This window comes from Belliella kenyensis, assembly GCF_022549675.1.
In the GTDB taxonomy this organism is placed as follows: domain Bacteria; phylum Bacteroidota; class Bacteroidia; order Cytophagales; family Cyclobacteriaceae; genus Belliella; species Belliella kenyensis.
The window spans coordinates 199,579-221,962 of record NZ_JAKZGR010000003.1 but is presented as its reverse complement, the minus strand read 5'-3'; the positions used below and the strand labels follow the sequence as shown (position 1 = coordinate 221,962).

Genomic DNA, 22,384 nt, shown 5'->3' with positions numbered 1-22,384 from the left:
AAGCATAAGATTCATTTTAAGAATCCCAATATAAGAGTTCTGGTTACGCTGTACGGAAAAAACTGTACAGCGTAACTTTTTAGAAGTTGAAATAAACTAACATACATCAAACAATTCGAATGTATTTAAGGATTGTCTTATGAAAAGCAATACTTTAAAAATGTTGTGCATATGACTATGGAGCAGAAAGGTACTTTGGAAGATCGTTACGGCAGGGTTCACAACTACCTAAGAATCTCTCTTACAGACAATTGCAACTTTAGATGCAGTTATTGCATGCCTGAAGAAGACATTTCAAGTATGCCCAACGCCAAACTTATGCAGGTAGAGGAGATTAATATTTTAGCCAAAAAATTTGTCTCCTTAGGCATAAATAAAATTAGATTAACTGGAGGAGAGCCTCTGGTAAGGAAAGAGTTTCCACTCATATTAGCCCAACTTGCTGAACTTCCAGTTGAGTTAACCCTAACGAGCAACGGAGTCTTCATAGATAAGTTCATCGAAAGCTTCAAGACAGCGGGGTTGAAAAAAGTCAATATCAGTCTAGACACTTTGAATGCAGATACTTTTTACAAACTCACCAAAAGAGATCAATTTTCTCAGGTTTGGAACAATATACAACTGCTACTCAAGCATCAATTCAGAGTCAAAATAAATGTAGTAGCACTAAATGGCATCATTGAAAAGGAGATTTTGGACTTTATCGCCATTACCAAAGAGCTACCTATTCATGTAAGGTTTATAGAATTTATGCCATTTGCAGGCAACTATTGGAACAAAGACAAAGTTTTCACTGCTGCCAAAATGCTCCAAATGATTCGTGAAGAATACGAAATCATGAAGCTTCAGGACGATCCAAACGATACAGCCAAAGCTTATCAAGTAAAAGGACACATGGGAACTTTTGCCTTTATCACAACCATGAGTGAACATTTTTGTGGCACATGTAACAGGCTGCGGCTCACAGCTGATGGTAAAATGAAAAATTGCCTATTTGGCAAAGATGAAATGGATCTTTTAGGAGCTTTGAGAGCTGGTGATAATATTGATCCTCTTATAAAAATAGCCGTTGGCAAAAAGCACGCGGCCTTGGGTGGACAGATCTCTACAGATTATACGCTTGCATCTGCTGATAAAATTGAAAATCGAAGCATGATCAAAATTGGTGGTTGAATCTCAATCTATCATTTTATAAACTGCAAATTATTAATTCATGATTAGCGTAACCAAAGCAAAATCTATTCTCAAAAACAATCTTCCTAAAGCCAAAATCAGCTTTGTACCCCTTGAAGAATCCATAGGTTATGTAATTGCTGAGGATGTCATTGCCCCCATGGATGTCCCATCTTTTGACAATTCCGCCATGGACGGCTATGCCATAGCATATGATCCTCAGATCAGTACGTATCAAGTAGAAGGAGAAATTGCTGCTGGGAGCATCCCAAAGTTCACAGTAGATAAAGGAAAGGCAGTAAGGATTTTTACAGGAGCACCAATACCATCGGGAGCTGACACCGTAGTGCAGCAAGAATGGGTTCATCATGTTAATGATCAGGTCACTTTTGAAATTGATAAAGTAAAAAAAGGGGATCATGTCAGAAAAAAAGGCACGCAGACACTTTCAGGATCTAAAATTCTTGATGCAGGTAGTGTAATCAGTGCTGGGACAGTTGGACTATTGGCTTCTGTAGGCTATGCTACTGTAGGGATATTTGCAGCTCCAAGCGTAGGGTTAATTATCACAGGTAACGAAATAAAAGAAGTAGGTCAGTCTCTGGAATTAGGTCAAATCTATAATGCCAATGGCCCTATATTAAAAGCATACCTGAATCAAATAGGTGTAAAGCAAATTGAAACATTCACAGTAGCAGATCATCCAAATATTGTAAAGCAAGCTATAGACAAAGCATTGGCCATCCATGACCTTATTATTATTTCTGGTGGCATTTCAGTGGGTGATTACGATTTTGTAAAAGAAGGTTTAAAAAAAGCCAATGTCACGGAGCTATTTTACAAAATCAAGCAAAAGCCAGGTAAACCATTATATGCTGGTAGAAAAGGTAATCAACTGGTATTTGCTCTTCCTGGCAATCCTGCCTCTGTCATTACATGCTTCAACCAATATGTCAAACCATCCATCCTCCAATGGCTAGGAAATAACAAAGCTTGGAAACCACAAGCGATATTACCACTAGAAAATGATATAAGTAAAAATGCAGACCTTACATTTTTATTAAAATTCCAAAATAAAGATGGTCAAGTTAGAATTTTAGAAGGGCAAGAATCATTTAATTTGAAAGCCTTTGCTCATGCTGATGGCTTTGCATTGATTCCTGATGGTATCTCACACATGAAAAAAGGAGAAAATGTAGCTGTTTACTATTGGTAAAAAATGGAGGGATTTACTTGGATGCTTTTCATATTGCTACCATTGGTAGCATTTCTATATGCTGCTGTTGGGCATGGTGGAGCAAGTAGCTATTTGATGTTTTTGACTATTTTCAATTTCGCTCCAGAACAAATCCGACCCACTGCTCTTATACTCAACATAATTGTCTCATCAATGGCTTTTTGGGCATTTCAAAAAACTGTAAAATTCCCAACAAAATTATTTTTTTGCTTGATAATCTTTTCCATCCCAGCTGCATTTTTTGGAGGTAAAATCTTGATTGACACCTCTCTTTACAAACAGATACTGGGAATCCTTCTCTTTTTCCCGATTTTGAAATTTTTAAATATTATTCCTCTACCCAAAGCAAAACGAATGGAAGAAAACTGGCTACTTCTAGGCATCCTCGGTCTAGGAATAGGGTTTGTTTCAGGATTGATAGGGATTGGAGGAGGTATAATATTATCTCCGATTTTGCTCCTTTTGGGATGGACTGACATGAAAGAAACTGCTGCTGTCAGCGCTTTGTTTATCTGCCTCAATTCAATCTCAGGACTACTTGGTTCAAATTTCTTGAGCATTTCGTATGATTCTCAGCTATGGATACTGATGCCTTTGACTATTTTAGGAGGTGGATTGGGGGCTTATTTTGGTGCAAATGTTTTCAATTTTAAAGCCGTCAAGATTACACTTACTTTCGTTCTATTTATAGCAGCAATAAAGCTTATTTTCAATTAAACAAACAAAAGGATTGCTTCACAACAATTTTGAAAATATTGCAAAAAATGTTCTCTCGCACCTTTTGGAATACTATCTTTGGATAGAATCACTAAGACATCTGTGCATATGAAAATACTTGCTTTTGGAAAAATCGCTGAAATTGTAGGCAATGAAGTGTTAATAGTTGACAATTTTCCCAACACAGAAATTTTAAGAGGTTACCTTTATCATCAATATCCAGCTTTAGAGCACATGAAATTCACTATAGCAGTCGATAAAAAATTAACTTCTGGTGAAAGCCACATCCCCATGGATGTGGAAGTAGCACTCTTGCCCCCATTTTCAGGTGGGTAAATAATAATCATTCATCACCCCATTTGACAAAGCAATGAAAAAGCAAAGGACAGCTAAAAACATATTTGTAAACGGAGCTATTTCTCCTGAAAAGATAGCTCAATCTATAGCCAATCACGCTAGTAAAACAGATATTGGTGGCCATAGTATTTTTTTGGGTCAAGTGCGAGCAGATATGAAAGAGGAAGGTATGGTTAAAGCCATCGAATACACTGCCTATGAAGACATGGCACTCCAACAAGCATTCGAGATTCGAGAAGCCATATTTGCTAAGTATCCTTTGACTTGTATGCACATTTACCATAGTCTAGGCGAAGTAAAAGTCGGTGAAATCTGCCTTTTTGTCTTTACCTCTTCCAAACATCGAAAAGCTGCCATGGAAGCATGTGAAGAATTAGTTGAACGCATCAAAAAAGAACTCCCCATATGGGGCAAAGAAATCATCGATAATGAAAATTCAGCTTGGAAAGTGAATACTTGATTTAAACTAGTTAAAGTTAATTTGTAAATTGTTATGAAAGATTATCAGTCAAATAATTACTAAAAAATGGAACAAGATATCAGGTGGGAACAGAGGTTTTCAAACTTCGTAAAAGCGCTACGGAAACTTTCACAAGCTGTTGAATACATTAAACATAATTTCATAAAGAAAGATGAGCCTATAGACAATAGTGATTTAGGCTATGTGTTGGATGAAATCATAAAAGAGGGTTTAATTCAACGGTTTGAGTATACCCATGAATTAGCTTGGAATGTAATGAAAGATTATGCCACATTTCAAGGAAACCCAAACATTGGAGGTAGTAGAGACGCAACAAGAGAGGCTTTTCAATTAAAATTGGTATCTGATGGTAAAGTTTGGATGGAAATGATCGGAAGCCGAAACAAAACTTCACACACCTATAATGAAGAAACAGCTGACGAGATTTATTTCAAAATAATGAATGAGTATTATCCTGCATTTTTAGATTTTCATCAGAATATGGAGGAAAAAAGAAATGGTGGACAAGAGAAACTTTTTTAAAATGGAAAGTTCAGGCTTGACAAAAGAAGAGATAACTGACATCAGAGACGTCTTTTCGAAATACCCTCAAGTAGAGGAAGTATTGATCTACGGCTCAAGAGCAATGGGCAATTTTAAACCCGCTTCAGACATAGACCTTTCTTTGATTGGAAATGATATTGATTTGAGTTTACAAACAGAGATTGAGTTTGATTTAGATGATTTGATGTTGCCATATAAATTTGATATTTCAATTTACAATAGGATAACTAACCCTGAATTTATCAAACATATAAATAGCGTCGGAAAAGAAATTTACAAAAGCAGTTAACGAAACCTGCAACATGCTATAATGCCAATTACATCTCTCCATTAAAATGATCAATATTACACATAAATCAAGTACACTCAGAAAAGCTATCGCACAAGCGATAGTCAAAGTAAGCTCTCAAGCAACTATCGATACTGTAGTCAATAAGAAGGTTCCAAAAGGTGATGTTTTTGAAATGGCAAAAGTAGCGGGACTTTTTGCAGCAAAGCGAACTGCTGACATGATACCTGACTGTCATCCATTGCCTGTAGAGTTCACAAGTGTAAGTTATGAAGTCAAAGAATTAGAGATCCTAATCATGGTGGAGATTCATACCATTTATAAAACTGGTGTAGAAGTGGAAGCCATGCATGCAGCTTCAGTTGTTGCCCTTACAATGTATGATATGCTGAAGCCAATAGATAAAAACATCAGCATAGAAAAGATCAAGTTGGTAGACAAAAAAGGTGGCAAGTCTGATTTCTCAAAAGATAAAGAGCAAATACTTCACGCAGCTGTAATTGTGTGTTCAGACAGTATTGCTGAAGGCAATAAGGAAGACAAGGCTGGGAAAGTGATCATGAAGAAGTTAGAATCCTTGAATGTTCAAGTCAAAAAATACCTGATCATCCCTGACGAAGTTACTTCAATTCAAGACCAATTAAAAACCTTTACAAATGCCAAACTTGACTTGGTCATCTTTACTGGTGGTACTGGACTCTCTCCTAGAGATGTCACTCCAGAAGCTATCAGGCCATTGATCGAAAGGGAAGTACCAGGTATAGAAGAGGCCATTCGAAGCTATGGACAATCTAGAATGCCGTATGCCATGCTCTCCAGATCTGTTGCAGGATTGATAGGCAATACCCTGGTTCTTGCGCTTCCGGGCTCTACCAAAGGAGCTGAAGAATCAATGGATTCTATTTTTCCAGCAGTTTTGCATATTTTCAAGGTCTTGCAAGGACCAAGCTTTAGACATTAAATGCTTTTATAGGCATCTGATAAATTCAAAATATGGATATACGGAACTTTGCCTATAACATTACAAAATTCCGATTTATCTAACTTCCGATATAAATTGATATTGGATACTTATGGATATTGATCGTTAACAACCTGTTGAGCCAATGAATTGAAGTTGCTGGCAAAAAAGCGTATAATCAGAATTCAAAAAATCAATATCAATGAATTGGAACTTTTGAAACAAATTAAATGTATATACATAAGTTAATACAACAATATTATGACAGGTATAATACAAGATTTAGAATGGAGATATGCGACCAAAAGAATGAATGGTCAAAAAGTGTCCGAAGATAAATTGAAAACTATTTTGGATTCGATCAGTCTGACTGCGACATCAAATGGACTGCAACCTTTTACAGTCTTTGTCATTGAAGATGAAGCTTTGAGAAAGAAGCTATTTGAAAAAGCTGTGAAGCAGCCCCAGGTTGTAGAAGGTTCTCATCTTATTGTTTTTGCTGCTTGGAAATCGATCTCTCCAGAGCAGATTGACAGCTACTTTGATAAGGTATACGAGGAGAGAAACATGGAGAAAGGGGCACTCGAACAGTATGCAAACGCATTGAAGAAAAGCTTCACAAAACAATCAGAGGAAGAGTTTTTCAATTGGTCTTCAAAACAAGCCTACATCGCTTTAGGCACTGCATTGGTAGCAGCTGCTGAGCTCAGGGTTGATAGCACTCCCATGGAAGGTTTTGATGCCTCCGAACTTGATAATGTTCTTGGCTTAAGTGAAAAAGGAATGGCCGCAGCAGCCTTATTGGCAATAGGATATAGAGATGAATCAAAAGATCATTTGACTAATGCAAAAAAAGTAAGAAGATCTCACGATGAGCTCTTTGTGAAACTTTAAAATGTACACAAAAAGGGTTCTGTTTAAAGTAAATCATGCCCTTTGAAAATTTAAAATTTCAAACAATTACCTTGGTCTCTTTGCAATCCAAAAATTAAATGTATTTGCTAAAATAATCTTATCGTACACCGAGAAACATAAAGGGGAGTTTTCTCAACTCCCCTAATGAAATCCTTTATATATTTACGAAAAAAGATGAAGCAAATTCTAAAACACATTGCCATAATTGTGGACGATTACGACAAGGCAATATCTTTTTACACTGAAAAACTACATTTTGAACTGATTGAAGACACCGTACTTTCAGCATCCAAAAGATGGGTTTTAGTAAGACCCAAAGGAAGTGAAGGATGCTCTCTCCTACTTGCCAAAGCTGCAAGTGATCAACAAAAATCTAGAATTGGTAACCAAACAGGCGGACGCGTATTCTTATTTTTGCATACAGACAATTTCTATAGAGACTATCAAAACTTAATTGATAACCAGATCAAAATCATCAGAGAACCCAGCGTCGAAAGTTATGGTACTGTGGTAGTGTTTGAAGATCTTTATGGAAATCTATGGGACTTGATAGAGCCCACAATCAATTGATAAACTCTTTAATCTTAATTTTCAAACACATCAAAAACCCATTCTACTAGTTCTGGAATTTCATTATCGTCATATGTATAGTATACCCTTATTACCATCCTACTTTCTGTAAGTTCAACAATCCCTTCCAAATCATTTAACTCATACTCATATGTCCAGTCTTTAAAATCGAAAGTCGTTTGAATATTATCTTCAGATTCATTTTCCCACCTCCAATTGAAAATATCAAAAATGGTAAATTTAGATTTTGCATAGTGAGCCGTCAAAATGGTACCAGATGGAGTAAAAGCAAAAAGTATTTTTTCTGGATAAGATATAAACTCTACTTCACCATTTTCATTATAAATTTCGACACCTTCTTTCATAACCTCTTCTATGTATCTACCAAATTCATTTTCATAATTAAGCGCCCAAACTTTGGTTAACATCCTTGTTTTTGCAGAATCCTTAATCAACTCCCTCTTCACTGCTGTCAGTGAATATTCAGCGTCATCATTCAAAATTTTCAAAGAAAAATCAACTTTATTATCATCAGCATTTTGAATAGATATCTCACCTACCCCTTCAAGTATAATTTTCTTACTATCCGCATCAACTTGAAATTTTCCATACTCTGCACTCCACCGAGGCTTCAATACTCTTGGATCATTATATATAAAAGTCGTGTCCGAAAGAAATTCTACAAAAGCCTGATAATAATCTAAATACCTATTATTCAAGCTTTTATTACGGCTATTCAAATTAAATAAATCGCTACTTTTTGATATCAGCTCCCTACCATTAGCTCTACTTCGTTCCCCAAAAATCCATTTCCCCTGAAGAAGTAAAAATAATTCATCAGCATTTGGGTCTGAATTATTTCCATTTGAATTGTCATTGTCTGGATTTTCAGTTTTCGGGGAATCACTATTTGGTGGCGTGGGAGGATCAGCCTCCTCAGCACAACCAAACAAGGTAAAAGCTATAACTATAAAAGGTATAACATAGACTCTCAACTTTCCAAAACATATTTTCATAGCAACTAAAGCTAAATGGTTGGCAAATAAATTCTCAAAATCAAATATTCACGCGCAAAATCTTACTAATTGATTACTACCTACATGATGCCCCATTTTCTTGAGCTACTTTGAGCCTATCATCGCATAGTTCTCCTAATGAATCTCCTTCAAACGTACAAACCTTGCATCCATCATCATCTCCACAAGCATAAAGAGATGTCATCAACAACAAAGCGAAAATTAGTTTTAATGCTTTCATAAAGTTTTAAATTAAGTAAGTTGAAATTATTTTTGATAGAAATTATACTGACCTAAATGGGTTACTTGGAATGATCTAATTAATCCAATACCTAAAAATAGATTGAAATTTTAAATTTTAGCTCACTAAAAATAGTGATTTAACATTCCAACAGCTTATTTATGTATTTTATATCTAAATAAACACCTTTAAAAAGTCAGGCAATCTATGTTTAACCATCCACAGTTAAAATTATTGCAAAGAATTACTTTTTGAGTTATCAAGATCTTTCTAAAGTCTTATGCCTCATATCCTTGCTAGTTCCAGTCATCTAAAGTATATTTGAAGTTGAATCATTTCAATGAGGTATTTGTTTTGAAATGGTATAAGAAAATAAAGTTAATATGATAGTAGTTTCTGAAAAAGCCAAAGAAAGAATCCTCGAACTCAAGAAGGAGGAAGGCCGATCTGAAAATGAAAATATAAGAGTTTCGGTAAAAGGCGGTGGATGCTCAGGTCTGATGTATGATTTAGGTTTTGATGCCACGCTCGTAGATACAGATCATGTGTTTGAAGATAAAGGTATCAAAATTCTAGTAGACCGAAAAAGTTTGCTTTATCTTGCAGGTACCACTTTAGAATTTTCAGATGGTCTAAATGGAAAAGGATTTCAATTTGTAAATCCGAATGCATCTCGTACATGTGGATGTGGTGAAAGTTTTTCGATTTAAAGTTTGTGGTTAAAGAGTTTTTAAAAGCCTTCTCATTTTTGGGAAGGCTTTTATTTTTACCATAAATCTTAACAAAATTTATCTGCTGTCGGAATATTACTTAAGCTTTACTATTTAAATTATATTCCTTTGAAAACAAACATTTTCAAAGTTCCTCCTCCCTTTCTAGCATCAAAATGGAATGCTGCGGAACGATGTAGTATTTTTCCCCTTCATACATCACCTCAAAACTTCCGTTGACCAAGAATACCGCCATGTCGCCTTCTTTGGCTTGAAGAGGAATATATTTTATCTGATCATCTCTTTCTTTCCATGGCTCATCCTCTTCTACCGGAGATGGAATCGGATAACCTGGACCTGTCTTGATGATATATCCCTGCTGCACCTTTTCCTTTTCTTGTACACCAGGAGGCAAATACAATCCAGCTGATGTCTTTTCATCTGCTTTTCTCAGCTTGATCAAAACCCTGTCTCCGACGATGATCAATTTCCTTAATTTATTGTCCGCTGTCAGCTTCATATCTGTTGATTTTTTTACTGATAAACTTTTTTAACGCCTTTTTATTGAAAAACTCTGGCAATGCTTTCACTTATTAAGAAAGCTAATTTTCATCTCTATACTGACTCTATAAATTCGCTAGCATATTTTGCTTCACAAAAAAAGGCATCCATAACAAGTATGGATGCCCAATTGATATAAGTTACAAATACTTATTTCTTATCTTCAGATACCTCTTCATAGTCTACATCCGACACACTATCGGAAGCATCCGCTGCGCCACTGGCAGAAGCATCAGCTCCTGGCTGCGGGCCGGCACCTTGTGTAGCATTGTAGATCTCTTGAGAAGCTGCTTCCCAAGCTTTGTTCAGGCTTTCCATAGCTGCATCTATACCAGCCAAATCTTGAGATTGATGAGCTGATTTCAAAGTTTCCAAGGCAGAAGAGATGTTAGCTTTATTACCGTCAGATAACTTTTCGCCATACTCTTTCAACTGTTTTTCAGTTTGGAAGATCAAGCTATCAGCACCATTCAATTTTTCAATCTTCTCTTTTTCTGCTTTGTCACCAGCTGCATTGGCTTCAGCTTCTCTCTTCATTCTCTCGATATCATCTTGAGACAAACCAGAAGAAGCTTCGATTTTGATCTTTTGCTCTTTGCCAGTTCCTTTATCTTTTGCAGATACATTCAAGATACCATTGGCATCGATATCGAAGGTAACTTCAATCTGAGGAACTCCTCTCGGAGCTGGTGGAATATCCGCCAACTGAAACCTACCGATTGTTCTATTGTCCTTCGCCAAAGGACGCTCACCTTGCAGCACGTGGATATCAACTGCTGGCTGATTGTCTGCTGCCGTAGAGAACACTTCTGATTTCTTTGAAGGAATAGTAGTATTCGCTTCGATCAGCTTAGTGAATACACCTCCCATGGTCTCAATACCCAATGATAACGGCGTCACATCAAGAAGTAACACATCTTTTACTTCCCCTGTCAATACACCACCTTGAATGGCCGCTCCGATGGCAACTACCTCATCAGGATTTACGCCTTTAGAAGGCTTTTTACCGAAGAATTTCTCTACTTCTTCTTGAATCTTAGGGATTCGAGTAGATCCACCTACCAAAATCACCTCATCGATATCAGAAGCTGAAAGACCTGCATCTTGCAATGCTTTCTTACAAGGTTCCATGGATCTTCTCACAAGGTCTTCAGAAAGCTGCTCAAACTTAGCTCTGCTTAATGTTCTCACCAAGTGCTTAGGACCTGTCTGAGTGGCCGTGATATATGGCAAGTTGATTTCTGTTGATGACGAGCTTGATAATTCTATTTTAGCCTTTTCAGCAGCTTCTTTTAATCTTTGAAGTGCCATTGGATCTTGTCTCAGATCAATTTGCTCTTCACCTTTGAACTCATCTGCTAGCCAGTTGATGATTACTTGATCGAAGTCATCTCCACCTAAGTGTACATCACCATTGGTAGACTTCACTTCAAATACACCATCACCTAGCTCAAGGATAGACACGTCGAATGTACCACCACCAAGGTCATACACGGCGATTTTCATATCCTGATTTTTCTTATCCATACCATAAGCCAAAGCTGCTGCTGTAGGCTCATTTATAATTCTCTTCACCTCAAGACCAGCAATCTGACCAGCTTCTTTGGTAGCTTGACGTTCTGCATCATTGAAATATGCAGGCACTGTGATCACCGCTTCAGAAACCTCTTGTCCAAGAAAATCTTCTGCCGTGCTCTTCATTTTCTGAAGAATCATTGCTGACAATTCTTGTGGCGTATACGATCTGTCACCGATCTTCACCGCCACAGTATCATTAGAACCTTGTTCTACTTTATAAGAGGCGTGTTTTTTCTCTTCAGATACTTCTGAGAATTTTTTACCCATAAATCTCTTCACTGAAGAAATCGTATTCGCAGGGTTGGTGATAGCTTGACGCTTTGCAGGATCTCCTACTTTACGTTCGCCATTTCCATTATCCAAGAATGCTACTATTGAAGGAGTAGTTCTTCTACCTTCAGAATTTTGGATCACCACTGGCTCGTTACCTTCCATTACGGCAACACAGGAGTTGGTAGTACCCAAATCAATACCTATGATCTTTCCCATGATATATATTTTTTCTAATTATTGATTACTTAATTAAACTTTACATATTCCCATTAGACAAGGCTTGTGCCAAGGCGACCCCACCCTAAAATCAGGTCAGAATGTCAGTTTTCAATGACATAATTATTCCATGTTCCTGACAATCTTTAAGAATTTCATTAATGCAAACTGACAAAAATGTTAAAAATCCTGATCGTTTAACGACATTTAAGACCTAGCCATGCAACCTTTACTTGGTGAACTGTATCTTAGTAGTATGGCAGAGGATTCTAAAAAAAGACTTATCAATGACAGAATTAAGTGGTGTACAGCACTTTTGATTTGCTTGATTACCGCCATGATTTTCTCTCATCTAACTTCTGAAAATTCATACATAAGTAAGGTCCTTAACCCCATAAGCTATCTTAAAAACCTACAAGAAAATCAAATTCGGACGGTCTTCACAAAATTGATAAGGCCAGAAATCCTCGATGACTTAAAAAGATTGTAACTTGGGAAACAAAAGCACCAAATCATGATCTTAAAAGACATTTACATCTACCCAATCAAATCTCTCGGTGGAATCCGACTAGCAAAAGCAACTTTGGAAGAAAGAGGTATACAACTTGACAGAAGGTGGATGCTAGTTGACGAAAATGGGCTTTTTTTATCACAAAGGACTTTTCCAGATATGGCCCTGATCCATGTGGAACTCTCAGGAAATGAGTTTGTAATTAACAATAAAAAAACAAAACAATCGACCTTAATAGTACCTTTTGAAGAAGTCACTGAAGAATTGATATGGGTACAAATCTGGGAAGACAAAGTCCAGGCACAGATAGTTTCTAAGGAAGTAAGCTTATGGTTTTCGGAAGCACTTGACAAGAAGTGTATGTTGGTCAAGATGCCAGATAATGTAGAAAGAAAAGTAAGCTCAAAGTATGCAGTAAACAGTGAATCCGTAAGTTTTGCAGATGGGATGCCATATTTACTCATCGGACAATCCTCTCTAGATGACTTAAACAACAAACTGTCGAAACCTGTACTTATGGATAGGTTTAGGCCAAATTTTGTGTTTGAAGGAGGGGATGCATTTGTCGAAGACAGTCTAAAAACAATCAAAATCGGATCCTCTATTTTTCAAATCGTGAAGCCTTGCGCGCGCTGTGTCATGACCACCATCGATCAAGAGACTGGAAAAAAAGGAAAGGAACCCTTAAAAACATTAGCATCATACAGGACTATCAATAATAAAGTAATGTTTGGTCAAAATATGGTGCTTATTGAAGGTGGTGAAGTCAAGGTGGGAGATATTATAGAGCGTGTTTAGATCAAAACATTGAATAAAAAAAGGAGCTTTTATCAAGCTCCTTTTTTTTATATATTTCCTATGACTAAAAAGCACCATAGAAATACGACTCATCATCATCTACGACTACCAAAGCACCATATAAATTCCCATCTCCAGCAACCCAATCTATTCTGAATTTATTTGATTCAAAATAATTAATGATAGAGGCTAGACCACTTCCTACCACATTGGTATTATTATCCCTTGCAATAAACTCAAAGGTCAAGTTACCTTCATCATCAGTACGAATTCTATAAGTTGTTCTTGCATTGAAGTTGCTACCAGCTGTATTGTTATAAGCAAAGTTGAGTATTGCTTCATTTGCTCCAGAAATGGTAAACTCTACCCTATTCAATCTTCGACTTGACAAGCCAAATAATCCTGCTCTTCCTGCTTCATACACATCCAGAAATTTAGAAGGAAGTGCACTTACTACCAGTGGATTGTAAGTCAGCATATTGTACTGCTTCCCAAATCCAAACAGTGTTCTTAGTGGGATAATTGGAGTAGGTGAATTGCTAAAATACAAGGGATTTCCATCATAGAGAATATAGAAATTAGAAGCTTCTTGATCCCAATATATATTACCAATAACTTTACCATTGTAGGTCATTTCTTCACCTAAGGACAACCCCTCAAGGGTAAAGGCAAAATTTGACGAAATAGATATACTCTGCTCGTTGTCATCTACATAGCTCAATTGAAACATTTTGCTACTAGAGGATATATCTACCGCTTGTCTTATGCCATCTCCAAAGTCTATATATGGAAAACCAACCTCATCTAGGAAACTTCTTGTGATTCTAAACATTTCAGAGATCTCACCACCTTTCCAAGCTTCCGCCTGAGCTTGAGTAGCTGCAAAAAGTGTCAATTTACTGCCATTCTTTATACCTTCAAGTTCAAGCATATCGTCTGAAATGCTAATCGCAGCAAATTCAAAATCGGATTTCAATCCTGAACCTCTTACACCTCCACTGATAGATTCATCTGGATCGGCGATTAAATGTATATAGCCATATGTATCAAATATAATCGTAGGTCTTTGTAATGCTTTCAGTCTGTATGAGCTTTCGTAGGCATCAGTAGCAGTGGCGTCATTGAAATCTGACAGCATATTGACTCTTCCATTTGCGCCAAACTCAAAGTAAAACGAGAAGCCCTTTCCTCCAGCAGGGTAAATATTCCCTATCCAGCCATGCGCTGCATTTTGAAGCTTCCCTTGTAACTCTTCCAAGCTAGCGAGTAATCTTTCGTCAGGATTTTCTAGTACGAGATCTTCTTCAAGGCTACAGCCCAGAAGTCCCATGACGATAAATAGCGTATATATATAATTCAATTTCGTTTTCATACTCAAAATTTTAATTGCCTAGAATACCAAAGAAAAAGTTTTCAGAATCATCTACGACAGTAAATCTTCCAAACTGATCAGAAGACCCAATATCTGGCCTGCCGTTTTTCCAAGAAATTTGGAAATTATTGTCATTCAAATAATCCATCAATGCCATCACGTAGGTTTCTATGACACGAGCATTGTTATTTCTGGAAACAGATTCTGCTGGTGGTCCTGTGTAAGTGAAGTTAGCCAAGCCTTCAGGAGTTACCGTATAATCAAAACCAAAATCAGCATAAAAAGTGCTGTTCAAGTTACTTGGATTCTTGTAAGTAACGCTTACCAGTGACTTGCCTGTCTCAATGAATGAAATCTCTAGTGCCTCTATAAATCTACCTGCATTTCCTAAAGTGCCAAGTCCTTCATTAGCTGCTTGGAATACGCTCAAGAAGGCAGCAGACTGATCCTCTCCAGCACTTATATCCATTCCCATTTTGGTATAAGTCTGACCTACACCAAGTAAAGTATGAAGAGGAGTAACAGGACTAGGTGAAATCTCTTCAATCGCCTGAGCAGTAGTCTCCTGCAAATGATAAAAATCTATATCCCACACCTGTTTGAAATATGTAACTACAATTTCTTCCTTTCTTCTCAGAGCCTGCACTGCTTGGGGGTTGTTTATTCCAGCCAATATACTTTCATATCCAAGCTTCCCTTCAGTGAGCATAATTGCAATCATCTCTACAAAATCTTCATCAGGTGAAGAAGATGAGTAAGGCGTAATGAACCCCATTTCTCTTGCTTGGGTATCGCTGAGGGTATTCCAAGAAGCAGTATAAGCTCCAGGAGTAATCTCTTTGTATTCGGGTGCATACATGATGTTTTGATGAAGAATGTGCGCAAACTCGTGGTGAATTGTCTTTAAGGTCCTTTTCACCATTGTCTGATTACTTCTTTCAAATTGATTGACTCTGAATAGAACCACTTTTCTTCCAGCCTCTGCTTGACCCACTGTAATCGTTCCATTCGAATTATACTGAGGACTCCCTACTAGTTGATATTGTTTTGGAGCATATCTTTTGATGAATTCTTCTTGAGTTTCTTTGTTGTACACATCAATCCATCCTTCTTTTACTACCTCCATGATCGGAATAACGCGCTCTTCATGTGGAGGAACCAATGTCCTATCTATATCTAGTTCAGAAGCATCCCAACGGTACTTCACTTCTACATTATAAGGGATAAGAAAATTTTCATCCAACCAATGATCAATTTCTGTTTTTTCCCAAGTATCGCCTTCCAAGCCCAAAATTGGTTTGGTCAAATCCTCCTGAACAGCACAAGAAAAGCTATTCACAAGGAGACCAAAGATTAGAGAAGCTTTTATATTTTGATATATTTTTCTATGATTTTTCATGATTTTAATATTTTGAATAAAGCAAAAGCACTTATCTAGGATTGAGTTCTAATCCAGCTTGCAAAGCATCTTCGGGTATTTGAAGCACCCTTCGCAAGTCGTTTGGCTCCAATGTATATACTTCACCTGTGTGAGTTCTATGGGTAACCGGAATCTTGTGTCTGAGTATATCAAACCACCTTAAGCCTTCATGCATAAACTCGGCTCTTCTCATGTCCAATACAGCTTTTAAAGCACCTTCTTGCGGATCAGTGACATCATAGTAATTCATTACTTTCTGCTCCGTCAAATTATGAGTATTAGGGTTATAGTTCATCACACGCTGACCCACAAAAGTATTGAGGTCTTGAAATGCTTGATCCATATTTCCTAACATCACGTGTGCTTCAGCTCTGCTAAGCAATACTTCTTCGGTAGTAAATAATGGGATCATTACGTACCCCCTTCCAGTCGTGGCATTGATACTTGTCCTTACGAAGTGCTCTGTAAATTTCCTAACATAGAAAGATAGATTGCCTTGAGACCATACGTTATAGGCCATCTGAGCACCAATTACATTTACTCGGCCTGCTCCACCAAATACAGAGTAAATGATGTCATTCGATGTGGAATATCTGTAACCTCTATATCTTCTTGCCCACCAAGAAGTAGTTTGAGCAAGGAGTAGGTTTGAGCTTTCGGTAGCTTTAGTATAATTCAATGATAGAGCCTCTGCTGTCCATTCTTTGTATGTTGAAGTCCAAGGTCGCATACTGTTGAGGAAGTTGTTGCTTGGAAAAGCAATCTCAGCATGGTTTATTACTTTTTGGTAGTCTCTTTTGAACAAATAAAACCTTACAGCAAAGGCATGAGCAGCCCTTCTTGTAAAATGGTAACTTTGCACTTCATAATTGTTATCATTGATAAGCGGTAATCCTTCGACCAAATCTTTTTCGATTTGCTCGTACACATATGCAACTGTGCGTCTTTCATAGTTTTTCCAAACCACTTTTTCAGGTTCAAGCACATAAGGTATTCCCAAATCTGTAGAAGCCGTAGCTGGATCGTAAGTTTTGGAGAAAAGATTGACAAGCATAAAATGTGAATACGCTCTAGTCACAAGTGCTTCTCCCTTTTGAGATCTCAATTCAGGTCCATCTCCGAGGGTTTGAATTGCCTCCAAGGCTTGGTTGGAGGCTGCGATTGCCGCATAGCAATTGTTCCAATAAAAAGTAGGTGAGTCCTGATTGATACCTTGCACATCTCTCCAAAAGTATGGATCCGTATTGATGTTCTCCACATTCCCCATCCCAAAGTTATCTGTGACATTGTCACTCATAGCCTCGGTAAAGGTGATATAATTTGCTCCAGGATAAGCCGTCACAAGTAATTCTGATATTTTACTTGGTGTATTCAATTCAGTTCGCTGATCGGGTAACTGATCTAAGAAACTGTTGCAACCAGCCATAGTCATTATGGTGATTGTCAAAATCATATATGTATACTTAATTTTTTTCATTTGTAGCATATTAAATTGATACTAGAAAATTGCTTTTAGGGACAAGGTAAATTGTCTAGGCAAAGGCAAAGCCACCCCACCAGAATTAAAAAACTCAGGGTCTTGACCGTTTAGTTTTTTGTCTGCATAGATGGTCCACAAGTTGGTAGCATGTAGATTGATCGTCACATTCTGTGCTTGCATTTTGTCTACAAAGGATCGAGGAAGCATATACCCAAAAGTCATCGTTCTCAATTTCACAAAGGAACCATCCGCTACCCTTGCCGAAGAATAGTTGTAATTATTGTAAGGATAAACACTGCCCAACAATCCCTCCTGAATAGGATCCATGATGGCAGGGATATCAGTCACCAACTCATCTCCTGGCAATGTCCATCTATTCAAAAATTCTCTCGGCATAGCATCTAGATCAGAATATATCCCTCTGAATGTAGGGTTCAATCTAATCTTGTGTCCTGCTTGATAAGTGAAGAATGCAGCAATATTGAAATTTTTGTATTTGAAGCTATTTGAATACCCACCGAATATAGTAGGATCTACTGGCCCCTCGTAGATGAGGTTATCGATAGCTATACTTTGTAAGTAGACATTCGAGCTTGTCTCTCCGTTCTCATTTATAAAAAGCGGTATACCAGTAGACGGATCTAATCCTACAAAAGGAATAGAGTATAAGCCTCTTACTGCTCCGCCTTCGCTAGGTCCTCCCTCAGGCTTGACAAGATCAAATATTCTCGGATTATTCTTCAGATTTGTTATTCTGGTTTGATTATAAGAGAAAGTCAAGTTTCCACGCCATTCCCAATCAGTTCCAGTCAAATACCTGTGCCCTATATTCAAATCTACACCACTAGATTTCATATCGGCATAGTTTGCTGACTTAGTAGCTTGTCCTCCTATACCTGATGTTCTGACTGTATTGATCAGGTCAAACATATCCCTTCTATAGTATTCTGCCGTGATATTAACTGCACCATTCCAGAGCCCAAGATCGAGACCAAAGTTCGATGTAAAGTTTTTTTCCCAAGTCAATTCTGAGTTTTCCAAACTCTGGATATTTATCAACGACTCCATTTCAGAAGGATATGGTCTCAATGTTGTATTGCTTTGGAATATAGCTCTTGAGTTGGTAGCATTACCCATTGAGGCGGTCAATCCATATGATGCGCGGAATTTTAAATAATCAATTTTATCATACTGTTGCATGAAATTTTCTTGATCTACATTCCATGCTCCACTGACAGTCCAAGTGGGAAGCCACCTAGCTTGTCTTGAGTTACCCATCATATTGGAGCCATCATATCTAGTAGTAAATTCTGCTACATATTTACCATCGTATGCGTAATTCACATTACTGAAAAATCCCACAAAACGATCATAGAACAAATCTTGATCAAAGTAATTGAAATTCCCTAACAGGGTCTGCTTGATAATTCTATAATCTGTAAAGGGTACTCCTCCTTTATCAAATTGAAATCCATAGCCATTGAAGAAGGTGGTCTGTCTATCGGTGTATTTAATCTCTTGACCGCCAAATAAACTTAAAAAATGACCTCCTGAAAATTCCTTATTCCATTGCAACATATGCCTGGCATAGAAATTTTTCAAATAATTTTCATTTCTATTCAACAAGCCTCCTTGCGGTAAAACCACCTGAGCTTCTTCTGCTGGAAAATCTGGATCATTGAAAAGAAACCGATTTCTTGATCTAATCAAGGAAGACCAATCTTGCCTATATGCTTCTGCCATATTAGAGTACTCCGTTACATTATGTTGTCTATTTGTTTTGACATATCTGTAAGAGCCCAAAGCAGTATATTTCAGGTTATCATTGAACTTATACGTAGCATCAAGTTGTAGCTTGAAGTCTAGCATATTGAGATCTACGAAGTTGTTTTCTGTTTCATGAATGATATTGAAAGGAGCATAATTTCTTGTAAAAAATTCTAAATCTCCATTTTCATCATATGCAGTGAGCACCCTGCTTGTATTCAAGGCATAACTGAAAGGATTAATATCAAAATCCCTTGCGTATGCTCCTCGAACCACATCGTTCACTCTATTGACAGTACCGGGAGTTCTCTGTTCTCTGATCGAAGCTGTAGCGATCACACCAAGCTCCAATCTATTAGAGATATCATAATTAGATCTCAAGTTAGCTGTATACCTATTGACATTATCTGCTATGGTCCATCCATTGTCATTATAGTAACTTGCAGAAAAATAGTGCCTTGAATTTTCAGTACCGGATGAGATACTCAATGAATGCTCTTGTACAAAAGAATTTCTAAAAAGAATATCAAACCAATCTGTATTTCCTCTAGCATATCTATCTAGGAATTGGGCTCTTGCCTCGGGGGTATTTTGAAGGCCAAATTGACCTGTGGTTTCATCATATGTATTGATCAAATTATACATTTTCACAAACACACCACCATCTGATGCATTTGCAGTACTTGCATGATTCAGCCACCCCTTTCTATACATTTCAGCATATACGGACATTTGATCTACAGAATTCATGATATTGAAATTGCTGTAGTTTGGCTTAAGGTAAGTTGAGTAATTACCTGTATAGGTCACGATGGGTTTCCCTACACGTCCTTTTTTGGTAGTGATCACAACCACACCATTCATTGCTCTAGCTCCATAGAGAGCAGTGGCAGCAGCATCTTTCAGGATATCAAAGCTTTCTATATCATCTGCATTGATCCCTGCTACTGATGACCCTATCAAAGTCATGGGATCACCGCTTGCCAATTGATCATTTGACACGTTGACTACATCTTCCAAGATCACACCATCCACTACCCAAAGTGGCTTGTTATCACCTGTGATCGAAGTAGCACCTCGAATTCTCAACTTGGGCGCCGATCCAAATGTACCAGAGACGTTCTGCACAGATACGCCAGAAGCCCTACCTTCTAGCATCCTTGAAATATCAACAGGACCTTCCATTTTCACGTCTCTTCCATCCAATGAACTCACCGCACCTGTAAACCTTCTTTTATCCACATCCATAAACCCAGTAGAGACTACAGTCACTTCAGAAAGAGCTGTTGTCTCTTCTTCTAAGATAATCGTAAGCTCTGTCTGGTTTCCTACAGTCACCTCCCTAGTAATAAAACCAATGAAACTTACTACTAGAATTGATTCATTCGATGGAACCATCATAGAGAAGTCGCCATCTGCATCTGTCACACTTCCGAGCGTAGTACCTTTTACTCTAATGATCGATCCAGGCATGGGTTCACCATTTACACTTATTACTTTTCCTCTTACCCTAACCTGATCTACTACTGTTTTTATAACATCCGTTGTCTTTTTAGGAGATATGATGTAAACATTTCCTTCTCTTACAGACACATTGTAATTCTGTCCAATCAATTTCTCTAATACTTCCTCAATTTCTTGATTGTAAAACTTCCCTGACACCACTTGGCTCAGATCTATCTCATCATGACTAAAGAATAATACCGCATCACTTTTCCTTTTCAATAAATCAAACGCCTCCCTAAGGGGTTTTTGATTCAGCTCTATGGTTACTTTCTGAGGGAGTGCATTGACGGTCAAGCTGAAGAAAGAAATCAGCAACAGCAACATTGATTTTCTTAACATTCTCACTCTTACAGGGTCTCGCTGCTTGTCTGCCAGCAAGTTCGGATCTTTAGTAAAACTTTTCATCATAAATTATTTAGGTTTTGTGGTTGAACATTTTCTTTTTTGCTGGATTGTGGGTGTGTAGCTTTCTATTTTTGATTCTTAATGATTATTGTATCACCTTTTGCTTCAAATGAAATATCGGAGGTCTCACTGACCATATCAAAAAACACTTCTATTGCATCATCTTTCTTAAAAACCCCAGTATAGGTTTTGCTTTTCAAAGCCGAGTTCTCAAATTTCACCTTCATATCGTACCATCGGCCGTACTGTTTTAATATTTCTTCTAATGTTTCTTCTTCAAAATAAAACACCCCGTCTTTCCAAGCGATGCTTTCTTTCACATTAACTGGCTTTGCCGTAAATGATTTATCCACTTTATGATATCTTCCTTGTAAACCTGGGGTTAAATCCAATTCTTTTTCTCCTACATTCATTTTAACCTTGCCCGTCACCAAAGTTGTCGTAATGTTGTCATCATCTGGATAAGATCTTAGGTTGAATGAGGTACCCAAAACAATAATCTGTGCTTCACCAGATTTTATTCTAAACTCCTTATCTCCTTTAGAGACTTCGAAATAAGCTTCACCAACTAGCTCAACTTCCCTAGTTTCTCCAGTGAATAAAACAGGGTATTTAAGCGTAGATGCTGAATTCATCCATACTTTAGTCCCATCCGAAAGGCTTACCCTGTACTCTCCACCAAGGGGCACAATGAGTGTATGCATTTTTATCTCCTCCTCTATTACTGTATGAAGCTTAGATTGGCTCATATAATCCAGTATACTCTGCTTACTTCTTAGTAAGAATCCATTAGAGCTTGAAACTTCTTGGTCATTGCTATTGAGATTGATTTGCTTTCCATCTTCCATGATCAATATAGCCTTGCTGCTTCCAGGTAAGAAATGAGCAAATTCTGTTTGCTCATTTTGATTGAGAAGCATCAAGGTAGAAACCCCCATACTAATCAAAAGCCCAATCACTAGAATCGCTGCTATCCTTCTACCCCTATTCCAAAAATCAATGTGGTAATTTGACTTTTTATCTATGGATATCCTGTCCAAAGTTTTCGCCCAGACCGCTTCTTTATCAGCAGAATCATAGAGCCCTATTTTTTCTTTGATTCTATGATTTGAAGTGATTTCATCAATAAATCTCTTGTTAGCAGGGTCTTTGGACCATAATTTATAGACCTCCTCTTCTTTAGAGTCGAAAGTTTCTGTTTTAGATTTAAAAATGCCTAATGCTATTTTAAATGCGTCTATGAGATTATTCATCTTTAGGGTGTTTGAAGTAAGTCGATGATTTTCT

At 37.4% G+C, this 22,384-nt stretch carries 21 protein-coding genes; 12 read left to right on the top strand and 9 right to left on the bottom strand.

Features of this window, described 5'->3' with window-relative positions; translation table 11 throughout:
* Positions 1-171 precede the first annotated feature (171 nt).
* The 10 genes from moaA (at position 172) to MM214_RS04265 (ending at position 7,243) form a co-directional block, all read left to right on the top strand.
* Positions 172-1,173 (top strand): GTP 3',8-cyclase MoaA, encoded by a 1,002-nt coding sequence (moaA, locus tag MM214_RS04310; RefSeq protein ID WP_241292440.1) that lies wholly within the window; start codon positions 172-174, stop codon positions 1,171-1,173.
* 40 nt (positions 1,174-1,213) lie between these two features.
* The gene (locus MM214_RS04305) at positions 1,214-2,389 is read left to right on the top strand and encodes a molybdopterin molybdotransferase MoeA (RefSeq protein ID WP_241292437.1); all 1,176 of its coding nucleotides are present in this window, start codon (positions 1,214-1,216) and stop codon (positions 2,387-2,389) included.
* A gap of 3 nt (positions 2,390-2,392) precedes the next feature.
* Positions 2,393-3,127, top strand: coding sequence for a sulfite exporter TauE/SafE family protein (locus MM214_RS04300; protein WP_241292434.1), 735 nt, complete (start codon positions 2,393-2,395; stop codon positions 3,125-3,127).
* Between the two features lie 108 nt (positions 3,128-3,235).
* Complete coding sequence (locus MM214_RS04295) at positions 3,236-3,463, top strand: MoaD/ThiS family protein (RefSeq protein ID WP_241292431.1); 228 nt, start codon at positions 3,236-3,238, stop codon at positions 3,461-3,463.
* Between the two features lie 34 nt (positions 3,464-3,497).
* Positions 3,498-3,944, top strand: coding sequence for a molybdenum cofactor biosynthesis protein MoaE (locus MM214_RS04290; RefSeq protein WP_241292428.1), 447 nt, complete (start codon positions 3,498-3,500; stop codon positions 3,942-3,944).
* Between the two features lie 66 nt (positions 3,945-4,010).
* A complete protein-coding gene (locus MM214_RS04285) occupies positions 4,011-4,487 on the top strand; it encodes a nucleotidyltransferase substrate binding protein (protein WP_241292425.1) in 477 nt (158 codons plus the stop codon).
* Position 4,488: 1 nt separating this feature from the next.
* Positions 4,489-4,797, top strand: a complete 309-nt coding sequence (locus tag MM214_RS04280; protein WP_241292422.1) for a nucleotidyltransferase domain-containing protein — start codon at positions 4,489-4,491, stop codon at positions 4,795-4,797.
* A 46-nt stretch (positions 4,798-4,843) separates the two neighbouring features.
* Entirely contained in the window at positions 4,844-5,758 is a 915-nt protein-coding gene (gene moaCB, locus MM214_RS04275; RefSeq protein ID WP_241292419.1) for a bifunctional molybdenum cofactor biosynthesis protein MoaC/MoaB, read from the top strand.
* Between the two features lie 261 nt (positions 5,759-6,019).
* Positions 6,020-6,652, top strand: a complete 633-nt coding sequence (locus tag MM214_RS04270) for a nitroreductase family protein (RefSeq protein ID WP_241292416.1) — start codon at positions 6,020-6,022, stop codon at positions 6,650-6,652.
* A 195-nt stretch (positions 6,653-6,847) separates the two neighbouring features.
* A complete protein-coding gene (locus MM214_RS04265; RefSeq protein WP_241292413.1) occupies positions 6,848-7,243 on the top strand; it encodes a VOC family protein in 396 nt (131 codons plus the stop codon).
* 14 nt (positions 7,244-7,257) lie between these two features.
* Here MM214_RS04265 and MM214_RS04260 read toward each other — a convergent pair whose 3' ends face one another.
* Both MM214_RS04260 and MM214_RS04255 read right to left on the bottom strand, forming a co-directional pair.
* Positions 7,258-8,259 (bottom strand): hypothetical protein, encoded by a 1,002-nt coding sequence (locus tag MM214_RS04260; protein WP_241292409.1) that lies wholly within the window; start codon positions 8,257-8,259, stop codon positions 7,258-7,260.
* Between the two features lie 76 nt (positions 8,260-8,335).
* Entirely contained in the window at positions 8,336-8,500 is a 165-nt protein-coding gene (locus MM214_RS04255) for a hypothetical protein (RefSeq protein ID WP_241292406.1), read from the bottom strand.
* Positions 8,501-8,883: 383 nt separating this feature from the next.
* Between MM214_RS04255 and MM214_RS04250 the strand changes: the two genes are divergently transcribed.
* On the top strand, positions 8,884-9,210 hold the full coding sequence (locus MM214_RS04250) for a HesB/IscA family protein (RefSeq protein ID WP_241292403.1): 327 nt from the start codon (positions 8,884-8,886) through the stop codon (positions 9,208-9,210).
* 145 nt (positions 9,211-9,355) lie between these two features.
* On the opposite strand, the gene MM214_RS04245 is transcribed toward MM214_RS04250, so the two are convergent.
* Positions 9,356-9,730, bottom strand: a complete 375-nt coding sequence (locus MM214_RS04245; RefSeq protein WP_241292400.1) for a co-chaperone GroES — start codon at positions 9,728-9,730, stop codon at positions 9,356-9,358.
* Positions 9,731-9,921: 191 nt separating this feature from the next.
* Positions 9,922-11,838, bottom strand: a complete 1,917-nt coding sequence (gene dnaK / locus MM214_RS04240) for a molecular chaperone DnaK (RefSeq protein ID WP_241292397.1) — start codon at positions 11,836-11,838, stop codon at positions 9,922-9,924.
* Between the two features lie 514 nt (positions 11,839-12,352).
* On the opposite strand from dnaK, the gene MM214_RS04235 reads away from it, so the two are divergent.
* The gene (locus MM214_RS04235; RefSeq protein ID WP_241292394.1) at positions 12,353-13,147 is read left to right on the top strand and encodes an MOSC domain-containing protein; all 795 of its coding nucleotides are present in this window, start codon (positions 12,353-12,355) and stop codon (positions 13,145-13,147) included.
* Positions 13,148-13,211: 64 nt separating this feature from the next.
* Here the strand turns inward: MM214_RS04235 and MM214_RS04230 are convergent, their stop codons facing one another.
* The 5 genes from MM214_RS04230 to MM214_RS04210 form a co-directional block, all read right to left on the bottom strand.
* Positions 13,212-14,519, bottom strand: coding sequence for a DUF4302 domain-containing protein (locus tag MM214_RS04230; RefSeq protein WP_241292391.1), 1,308 nt, complete (start codon positions 14,517-14,519; stop codon positions 13,212-13,214).
* 10 nt (positions 14,520-14,529) lie between these two features.
* Positions 14,530-15,918, bottom strand: coding sequence for a zinc-binding metallopeptidase (locus tag MM214_RS04225; RefSeq protein ID WP_241292387.1), 1,389 nt, complete (start codon positions 15,916-15,918; stop codon positions 14,530-14,532).
* 31 nt (positions 15,919-15,949) lie between these two features.
* Positions 15,950-17,416 (bottom strand): RagB/SusD family nutrient uptake outer membrane protein, encoded by a 1,467-nt coding sequence (locus tag MM214_RS04220; RefSeq protein WP_241292384.1) that lies wholly within the window; start codon positions 17,414-17,416, stop codon positions 15,950-15,952.
* A gap of 21 nt (positions 17,417-17,437) precedes the next feature.
* Positions 17,438-21,100, bottom strand: a complete 3,663-nt coding sequence (locus MM214_RS04215) for a SusC/RagA family TonB-linked outer membrane protein (protein ID WP_241292381.1) — start codon at positions 21,098-21,100, stop codon at positions 17,438-17,440.
* 62 nt (positions 21,101-21,162) lie between these two features.
* Complete coding sequence (locus MM214_RS04210) at positions 21,163-22,350, bottom strand: FecR family protein (RefSeq protein WP_241292378.1); 1,188 nt, start codon at positions 22,348-22,350, stop codon at positions 21,163-21,165.
* Between the last annotated feature and the right edge of the window lie 34 nt (positions 22,351-22,384).